The following is an 8,954-nucleotide window of genomic DNA, read 5'->3' on the forward strand; positions in this document are numbered from 1 at the left end:
AGGCTGGTCCGGACGGGGTGTTGTCGGGGCTGGTGGACAACAGTGTGCCGATGTTGCGGCGCAGGCGTGACGACGGTGAGGCGGTGCTGGCCGCGCTGGGTCATCTGTACGCGCGTGGTGTTCCGGTGGACTGGGCGCCGGTGTTCGCGGGCCTGGACGCGCGTCGGGTGGCGCTGCCGACCTACGCGTTCCAACACCAGCGCTTCTGGCCGGAACCGGTGCATCAGCCGACGGACGTGACCGCCGCGGGCCTGAGCGCCGCCGGCCACCCGCTGTTGGGCGCCATGCTTCCGCTGCCTCGTACGAACGGCGCGGTCTTCACCAGCCGCCTGTCCCTGCGCACCCATCCGTGGCTGGCCGAGCACACGGTTGACGGCGCTGCGGTGTTCCCGGGCTCCGGTTACGTGGAACTCGCCGTCCGGGCCGGTGACGGCGTGGGCTGCGGCCACCTCGACGAGCTCGTCCTCGAGGAGCCGTTGGTGCTGCCCGCTCAGGGCGGCGTCCAGCTCCAGGTAGTGGTCGGCGACGACCCCGCCGAGCCGGGCACCTCGCGCCGCAGCGTCACCGTCTACGCCCGCCGGGACGACGCCGAGTCCTGGACCAGGCACGCCACCGGAGCGGTGACAGCCACCCCGGCACAGGCAACCCCGGCGCAGGCCGGCCCGGAGCTCGACCTGGTCACCGGGGCGTGGCCCGGGCCGGGCGCGACAGAGTTGGACCTCGCCGGCTTCTACGACAGCGTCGAGTACGGCCCGCTGTTCCAGGGGGTGACCAAGGCCTGGCGGCGCGCCGGCCATGTCGTCGCCGAGGTTGCTGTGCCCGCCGAGGCCGGTGCGGAGTCGTACGGCATCCATCCGGCCCTGCTCGACGCGGTGCTGCAGACCGCAAAGCTCACCGGAGTCGACGGGTCGCCGTTCGGGTTCACCGGCGTGGTCCTGCACGCGGCCGGTGCCGCCCACCTGCGGGTGGCCCTGACCCGCACGGACGATGCGGCGGTCTCCATCGCGGCGGCGGACGGTGCCGGGCAGCCGGTGCTCTCGATCGGCTCGCTGAGCCTCCGGCACCTGGACACCATAAACATCACGGCTGTCCGGGGCGACCGGTCCCTGCTACGGCTGGACTGGATCGACATCGCCGCGACCGGCAGCCCGGTCACCAAGTGGGTGACGGCCGACAGCACGGACCAGGAGTCGGCGCAGGTTGCCGTGTTGTCCGCCTCCGCCGCCCCGGACGACGTCGCCGCGTCCACGCACGAGCTCGTCGGCCGCGTCCTGGAGCAGCTGCAGTCCTGGCTGACGGAGGCCGCGATCCCGCTGGTTGTCCTGACCCGCGGCGCGGTTGCCGCCAATCCCGGCGAGCCGGTCACCGATCTGGCCGCCGCGGCGGTGTGGGGCCTGGTGCGCTCGGCACAGACCGAGAACCCGGGCCGCATCGTCCTGCTCGACATGGACGCTGACACGAACGCGAACACAGACACGGGCAGGGACACGGGCGTCGACGCCGCGCTGCTCGGTCACGTCCTGGCGAGTGGGGAGCCCCAGCTGGCCCTGCGCAACGGGACGCTACGCGCCGCGCGACTGACAAGGACCGAGCCCACGGACCAGCCGCCGGCGCCCCTGGAGCACGCCGGAACCGTTCTCATCACGGGCGGCACTGGCGGACTGGGCGGCGTGGTGGCCCGGCACCTGGTCGGCGAGCACGGTGTGCGGAGCCTGCTGCTGCTCAGCCGGCGAGGAATGGCGGCAGCGGGTGCGCAGGAGCTGGTCGCGGAGCTGTCCGGCACAGGTGCCGCCGTCGAGGTCGTGGCCTGTGACGTCACCGATCGGGTGGCGCTGGCCGAGGTCATCGGCGCCCACGACATCAGCGGAATCGTTCACACCGCGGGTGTGGTCGAGGACGGCGTCGTCGCCACGCTCTCGCGGGAACAACTGGACCGGGTGCTCGCACCGAAGGTCGATGCGGCCTGGCACCTGCACGAGCTGACCCGCGGCCTGGACCTGTCGATGTTTGTTCTGTTCTCGTCGATCGGCGGGCTGCTCGGCGGCGGCGGGCAGGCCAACTACGCCGCCGGCAACGCCTTCCTCGACGCGCTCGTGCAGCAACGGCGCCACGACGGTCTGCCCGGCGTGTCGATGGCCTGGGGGCCGTGGACGACCGAGGTCGGCATGGTCGGCACGCTGTCGGAGACCAACCGGCGGCGGATGGGCCGGGCGGCGCTGCCTGCGCTCGCCGTCGAACACGGCCTGGAGCTGTTCGACGAGGCGCTGCGGGCCGATCTCCCGCTGCTGGCGCCGACGCGGCTCGATCTGCGGTCGTTGCGGGCGCAGCCGGAGATTCCCGCCCTGTGGCGGGCTCTGGTCGGCGGCCCTGCCCGGCGTACCGCTGGCGCCGCGCCCGACGGCAGCGGCGGTCAGGGCTTGGCCGCTCTGCCGCCGGCCGAGCGGGAGAAGGTCCTCGTCGAGCTGGTCCGCGAGTCGGCTGCGGTGGTGCTGGGACATGCCTCGGCCGCGCAGATCAACGCCCAGCAGCCGTTCAGCGAGCTGGGTTTCGACTCGCTGACCTCGGTGGAGCTGCGCAACCTGCTGCAATCCCGTACCGGGCTCAGCCTTGCCGCGAGCGCGGTGTTCGACTATCCGACCGTCACCCGGCTGGCTGCGCACCTGGCCGGCGAGGTTGGCGAGCCGGACGCTGCCGGGCCGGCGTCGGTGCCGGCGTTCGGCACGGTCACCGACGACCCGATCGTGCTGGTCGGCATGGCCTGCCGCTTCCCGGGCGATGTCCAGGGCCCGGAAGATCTGTGGCGCCTGATCAGCGAGGGAACCGACGGCATCGGCTCCTTCCCGACCGATCGTGGCTGGGACCTCGACGCGCTGCTCGGTCCGGACGGCTCCGGCACCGGCACGTCGATCACCGCGGAGGGTGGTTTCCTCACCGGCATCGACGAGTTCGACGCGGCGTTCTTCCACATCTCGCCACGCGAGGCCCAGGCGACCGATCCGCAGCAGCGGTTGCTGCTGGAAGTGGCCTGGGAGGCCCTGGAACGTACGGGCATCACCCCCTCGGCCCTGGCGGGCAGCGCCACGGGCGTCTTCGTCGGCGCCTACCAGACCGGCTATCTCGACCTGGTCAACCGCGGCCACGACGACCTGCGCGGACATGTGCTCACCGGCGCGGCGACCAGCGTGATGTCCGGTCGTGTGGCGTACGCCCTGGGGCTGGAAGGTCCCGCGGTCAGTGTGGACACGGCCTGCTCGTCGTCGCTGGTGGCCATGCACCTCGCGGCCCAGGCCCTGCGGTCAGGTGAGTGCTCGCTTGCCCTGGCCGGCGGTGTGACGGTGATGGCGACGTCCGACATGTTCGTCGGGCTCACGAAGCAGGGCGGTCTCTCCGCGGATGGCCGGTGCAGGTCCTTCGACGACGCCGCCGACGGGACGGGCTGGTCCGAGGGCGTCGGCGTCGTGGTGATGGAGCGCCTTTCCGAGGCTCGGCGCAACGGCCACGAGGTCCTCGCCGTGTTCCGCGCCAGCGCGGTCAACCAGGACGGCGCCTCCAACGGGCTGACGGCTCCGAACGGCCCCTCCCAACAGCGCGTGATCCGTCAGGCCTTGGCGACCGCGGGTCTGTCACCCGCCGACGTGGATGCGGTCGAGGCCCACGGTACGGGCACCAGGCTCGGTGACCCGATCGAAGCCCAGGCCCTGCTGGCGACCTACGGCGGCGACCGCCCCGGCGACAAGCCCCTGTGGCTCGGCTCCTTGAAGTCCAACATCGGCCACACACAGGCGGCCGCGGGTGTCGGTGGCGTGATCAAGATGGTCATGGCTCTGCGTCACGGCATCCTGCCCAAGACCCTGCACGTGACCGAGCCGTCGACGAAGGTCGACTGGACTCAGGGCGACGTCCGGCTGCTCACCGAGGCCGTGCCGTGGCCGGAGACGGGCCGTCCCCGCCGGGCCGGGGTGTCCGCTTTCGGCATCAGCGGCACCAACGCACACATCATCCTGGAAGCGCCGGAACCGGATCCCGCCGGTGCCGGGCCCGAGACGATGCCCGATGTGACCCCCGTCGTGCCGTGGGTGGTGTCCGGCAAGACTGCCGCGGCGGTCCGCGCCCAGGCCGCGCGGCTGCTCGAACACGTGGAATCGGTTCCCGGGCTTCGTCCGGTGGACGTGGGCTGGTCGCTGCTGGCCAGCCGGGAGACCTTCGAGTACCGGGCGGCCGTGGTGTCCGGCGACCGGGACGAACTGCTGGCCGGCCTGCGCGCCATCAGCGACGACACCATCGAACCGGCTCCGGCCCGTTTCCCGGACCGGGTCGTGTTCGTGTTCCCGGGTCAGGGTGCGCAGTGGGTGGGGATGGCTCAGGAGCTGATCGAGTCTTCGCCTGTCTTCGCCTCGTCGATGGGTGAGTGTGCGGAGGCTCTGGAGCCGTTCGTGGACTGGTCGCTGGCCGATGTGCTGGGTGACGAGTCGGCGTTGCGGCGGGTGGATGTCGTGCAGCCGGCGTTGTGGGCGGTGATGGTGTCGCTGGCCGCGGTCTGGCGTTCGTACGGAGTGGAACCGGCTGCGGTGGTGGGTCATTCGCAGGGCGAGATCGCGGCGGCGTGTGTGGCGGGTGCGTTGTCGTTGTCCGATGGTGCCCGGGTGGTGGCGTTGCGGAGCAGGGCGATCGCTGAGCGTCTGACCGGTGGCGGCATGATGGCGTTGTCGGTGCCGGCCGCGGCGGCGCGGGACTTGATCGCGGACCGGCCGGGGCTGTCCTTGGCGGTCGTCAACGGTCCGGGGGCCACGGTGGTCTCGGGTGAGGCTGCGGCGCTTGACCGGTTGCAGGCGTACTGCGACGAGCACGGGATCCAGGCGCGGCGGATTGCCGTGGACTATGCCTCGCATTCGGTGCTGGTGGAACAGATCCGGGACCGGTTGCTGACGGACCTGGCTGCCATCACCCCGCAGACGTCGAAGGTGCCGGTCGTCTCGTCGGTGACCGGCGAGCTGATGGACACCGTGGGCTGGGACGCCGCGTACTGGTTCCGGAACCTGCGGAACACGGTGCTGTTCGAACAGGCACTGACGGCGGCCGAGCCCGGCGTGGTCATCGAGATCAGCCCGCACCCGGTGCTGCTGCCCGTCATCCAGGACACCGTCCCGGTGGTCGGAACGCTTCGGCGCGGTGAGGGCGGCCTGCAGAGGCTGGTGACATCGGTCGCGCAGGCACACGCGCACGGCGTCAGCGTGGACTGGACGACCCTGTTCGCCGGCCACGGCGCGAGGCGGGTTCCCCTGCCCACGTACGCGTTCCAGCGCGGCCACTTCTGGCCCGAGCCGGCCGGCGGCCCCGCCGACTTCGCCGCCGCGGGCATGAGCTCGGCGGAGCACCCGTTGCTCGGGGCCATGGTGCCGTTGCCGCACAGCGACGGGGTGCTGTTCACCAGCCGCCTGTCGCTCCGCACCCACCCGTGGCTCGCCGATCACGCCGTACGGGGAACCGTGATCTTCCCCGGCACGGGCTATGTCGAGCTGGCCGTCCGCGCCGGCGACAGCGTCGGCTGCGCCAAGCTGGACGAACTCGTGCTGGAGGCCCCGCTGGTGCTGCCGGCCCAGGGCGGCGTCCAGGTGCAGGTCGTGGTGGACGCGGGCGAGGCGCAGCGGGCCGTGTCGGTGTACGCCCGGCCGGAGGGCCAAGAAGAGTGGACTCGGCACGCCACCGGCCTGCTGAGCGTCGACGCCCCCGAGACGGGGGACGAGTTCGACGCCGTACGCGGGAACTGGCCGGCGCCCGGAGGCACGGAGCTGGACACGGCCGGTTTCTACGAGCAGCTCACCGCGGCCGGCTTCCTCGTCTACGGCCCGATCTTCCAGGGCCTGACCCGGGCCTGGCGGCACGGCGACCGGATCCTCGCCGAGGTCGAGGTGCCCGCCGGGGCCGGACCCGAGTCGTACGGGCTCCATCCGGCACTGCTGGACGCCGCGCTGCACGCCACGGTGTTCGCCGAGCTCGACGCGGCCCGTACGGGCGGCCTGCCCTTCAGCTTCACCGACGTGATCCTGCGGGCCACCGGCGCCTCGCGGCTGCGGGTGGCATTGACGCGCACGGGCCCTGACGAAGTGGCGATCGCGGTCGCCGACGGCACAGGGCTGCCGGTGCTGTCGATCGGCTCCCTCGTCGTGCGCCCGGCGTCCGCAGCCGGTCCCGTCGTCGGCGTCGGCGACGGCGTCCTCGTGACGATGTCCTGGACCGACACCACCGCCACGGGTGCTCCCGTGGGGGACTGGCTGCTCGTCGACCGGAACGGCACCGGTCACACCACTGTGGAGACCCTCGACACAGTTGGCTCGTCGCCGGTCGTACTCGCCGTGGCGGCCGGGCCCGGTCCCGTCGTCGACGCCACGCACGAACTGACCGGCTGGGTTCTGGAACAACTGCAGCACTGGCTGCGTAAGGAACCCGTCGCTCCGCTGGTCGTGTGGACGCGCGGGGCGGTCGCGGCGCACCCCGGCGAGTCCGTGGGCGACCTGCCCGCCGCGGCGGCGTGGGGTCTGGTGCGCTCGGCGCAGAGTGAGAACCCGGGCCGGATCGTCCTGCTCGACACCGACGCCGCCCTCGACGCGGCCGTGCTGGGCCGGGCCCTGGCCACGGACGAGCCCCAGCTGGCTCTGCGTGGCGGGCAGTTCCAGGCCGCCCGCCTGACCCGGGTCGGACCCGCCGACGAATTGGCCGTCCCCGGCCCGGACACGCCGTGGCGGCTCGGCCTGACCGAGAGCGGGACGCTGGACGGCCTGGCCCTGTTGCCCTGCCCCGAGGCGACCCGGCCGCTGGCCCCGCACGAGGTGCGCCTGGAGGTACGCGCGGCCGGCCTCAACTTCCGGGACGTGCTCAACGCCCTGGGCATGTACCCGGGCGAGCCCGGCCCGCTCGGCAGCGAGGCGGCAGGCGTGATCGTCGAGGTCGGCTCCGGCGTGACCGGCCTGGCGGTCGGCGATCGGGTGATGGGCCTGGCCTTCGGCGCGTTCGGCCCGCTCGTGGTGACCGACCACCGGCTGCTCGTGGCCATGCCGGCGGGCTGGCAGTTCAGCACCGCCGCTTCGGTCCCGATCGTGTTCCTCACCGCCTGGTACGGCCTCGTCGACCTCGCCGGCCTACAGGCGGGCGAGTCGGTGCTGGTGCACGCCGGCACCGGCGGCGTGGGGCTCGCCGCCGTCCAGATCGCGCGACACCTCGGCGCCGAGATCTTCTCGACCGCGAGCCCGGCCAAGTGGCCGGTGCTGCACGAGTGGGGCGTCGCGGAGGACCACGTGGCCTCGTCCCGCGACCTGGACTTCCACCGGCGCTTCACCGAGGGCACCGGCGGCCGCGGCGTCGATGTCGTACTCAACGCCCTGGCCGGCGAGTTCGTGGACGCCTCGCTGGATACGCTGGCCCCCGGCGGGCGGTTCGTGGAGATGGGCAAGACCGACGTCCGCTCGTCCGAGCAGCTGGGGGGCCGCCACCCCGGGGTGAGCTATCAGGCCTTCGAGCTCATGGACGCCGGGGCCGTCCGAATCCAGGCGATGCTGCGGGAGCTGGTCGAGCTGTTCGAAGCGGGCGAGCTGCGACCGCTTCCGGTGGCCGACTGGGACATGCGTCAGGCGCCGGCCGCGTTCCGGTACATGAGTCAGGCCAAGCACATCGGCAAGCTCGTGCTGACCGTTCCGGCCGCGACGCAACTCGCCCTGGACAACGACGGCACGGTTGTGATCACCGGCTCCGGCGGTCTGGGCGGGCTGGCCGCACGCCATCTGGTTCGCGAGCACGGTGTCCGGCACCTGTTGCTGGTCAGCCGCCGTGGCGCGGAGGCCCCCGGCGTGCCGGAGCTGGTGGCCGAGCTCGCCGGCGAGGGGGCCACGGCCCTGGTCGCCGCCTGTGACCTGAGCGATCGGCAGGCTCTGGCCGGAGTTCTCGCGTCCGTGCCGCCGGACCACCCGGTGACCGGCGTGGTGCACACCGCGGCGGTCCTGGAGGACGGCGTCATCGGCTCGCTCACACGAGAGAAGCTCGACCGGGCGCTCGCTCCCAAGGTGGACGCGGTGTGGCACCTGCACGAGCTGACCCGCGACCTCGACCTGTCGATGTTCCTCGTGTACTCGTCGCTCGCCGGGCATCTGGGCAGCGCGGGGCAGGGCAACTACGCCGCCGCCAACGTGTTCCTGGACGCGCTGATGCGCCGACGCCGCCGGGACGGCCTGCCCGGCCTGTCGCTGGCGTGGGGCGCGTGGACGACGGAGGTCGGCCGGGTCGGCGAGCTGTCTCGCGGCGACGTGGAACGCATCAACCGCTCGGCCATGCCGCTGCTCGGCGTCGAGCAGGGCATGGAGCTGTTCGACCGCGCGCTGCGTACCGGTCATGCGGTCCTCGGCCCGGCCCGGCTCAATCCGCAGGCCCTGCGGGCGCAGCCGGACGTCGCACCGCTGTGGCGCAACCTCGCCGGTGGTGCGCCCCGCCTCCCCGCGGCAGTCAACACCCGCAACGGGCACGAGGATCTCGAACATCGGCTCGCCGGCTTGTCCCGGGCCGACCGCGAGAAGATCCTCACCGACCTGGTACGGGGCTCGGCCGCGACCGTGCTGGGGCACGCCTCCGCGGGCCGGATCGACACCGACCGGTCCTTCAGCGAGCTCGGCTTCGACTCGCTGACCTCGGTCGAGCTGCGCAACCTGCTCAGGACCCGGACGGGCCGGACACTGTCGTCCGGCGTGGTGTTCGACTATCCGACCGTCACCCAGCTGGCCGGCTACGTCGACTCCCTCTTCGCCCCCGCCGAGCCGTCCGGCGACGAGGACGGGCCGGACGGTGCCGTCGCCCACCGGGCTCGGCCGGCCGACGACGGTCCCGACGAGGCTCTTCTGCTCGACGCCGACGTCGACGACCTCATCAACATCGCGCTTCGCGATCAGTGAACGACCAACCCGGGAGCTGAT

1 protein-coding gene is annotated in these 8,954 nt (G+C 72.6%); it reads left to right on the top strand.

The features are described from left to right. The first annotated feature begins 50 nt into the window (after positions 1–50). Positions 51–8,933 (top strand): SDR family NAD(P)-dependent oxidoreductase, encoded by an 8,883-nt coding sequence (locus ACZ3KP_RS40550; RefSeq protein ID WP_467506109.1) that lies wholly within the window; start codon positions 51–53, stop codon positions 8,931–8,933. Positions 8,934–8,954 lie beyond the last annotated feature (21 nt).

It is taken from the genome of Streptomyces sp. NPDC020958 (genome assembly GCF_055562175.1).

Coding starts and splice junctions, on each gene's coding strand:
- ACZ3KP_RS40550 (WP_467506109.1), top strand. CDS start 51: ATGTTGCGGCGCAGGCGTGACGACGGTGAGGCGGTGCTGGCCGCGCTG.